The organism is Actinoallomurus acaciae, from assembly GCF_042429965.1.
GTDB lineage: Bacteria > Actinomycetota > Actinomycetes > Streptosporangiales > Streptosporangiaceae > Actinoallomurus > Actinoallomurus acaciae.
In genome coordinates this window covers 1-1011 of record NZ_JBHLZP010001126.1, presented here as the reverse complement: position 1 = coordinate 1011, position 1011 = coordinate 1, and the positions used below count along the sequence as shown (strand labels likewise).

Here is a 1011-nt window from a genome sequence, read left to right as displayed (position 1 = left end):
AGCCACCGCCCGACCTGGCCGCCCTGGAGACCGCGCTCGGCACCGCCGAGGAGCACCACCAGCTCGTCGCCTCGGCCCGTGACCGTTTCGCCGACCGCCGGTCCCGGCTGGTGACGCTGGCCCGCGACCTGCACGCCCGCGCGGACGAATGGCGACCGGCCGCCGAACACCACGCCCTGGCCGCACGCGTCGCGGCCCTGACGTCCGGCGACCCCACCGCGAACCGCACCCGCATGCGGCTGTCGGCCTACGTCCTGGCCGCCAGACTCGAACAGGTCGTCGCCGCCGCGAACGAACGCCTAGCCCGCATGTCGGGCACCCGCTACTCCCTGGAGCACACGGTCGACAAGACGGCGGGTTCCCGGGGCCACGGCACCGGCGGCCTGGGCCTGCGCGTCATCGACGGCTGGACCGGCCGCCACCGCGAGCCGGGCACCCTGTCGGGCGGCGAGACGTTCATCACGTCCTTGTCCCTGGCCTTGGGCCTGGCGGACGTGGTCACCGCGGAGGCGGGCGGCACCGAGATCGGCACCCTGTTCGTCGACGAGGGCTTCGGCACCCTGGACGAGGACACCTTGGACGAGGTCATGGAGGTCCTCGACGGCCTACGCGACGGCGGCCGCGCGGTCGGCATCGTCAGCCACGTGGCCGAACTCCGCACCCGCATCCCGGCCCAACTCCGCGTCGCCAAGGCCCGCACCGGCTCCACCTTGACCGTCACAACCTGAGCCGGAGCCGCCCCTGACGGGTGTGCAGGGGCCCGTCGCCCGGATGACGTGGGCGGGGGAGCGAGGCCTCGCTCGCGTTCCGCGGAATTACTTAACGGCTGGTCAGCGCTTTTCTCAAGGGGATCCGGTAGGTGGCGGACGAGCTGTCGGCGTGGGTTGGCCGTGGACCTATGGTCTGTGGTCCTCCCGCGTATCCGTCTAGGGCCAGTCTCGAAGTGGTTGGGTCGTGGGTTTTCCACAGCCGTGGGTGTGGTCTTTCTTTGGTGTGTGGGGTGGCTTGACA

1 protein-coding gene is annotated in these 1011 nt (G+C 71.5%); it reads left to right on the top strand.

The annotated features are described in order from the left end of the window. Positions 1-728, top strand: a 728-nt coding sequence (locus ACFFNX_RS51040; RefSeq protein WP_378213740.1) for an SbcC/MukB-like Walker B domain-containing protein, incomplete at its 5' end; no start/stop codon positions are given. Positions 729-1011 lie beyond the last annotated feature (283 nt).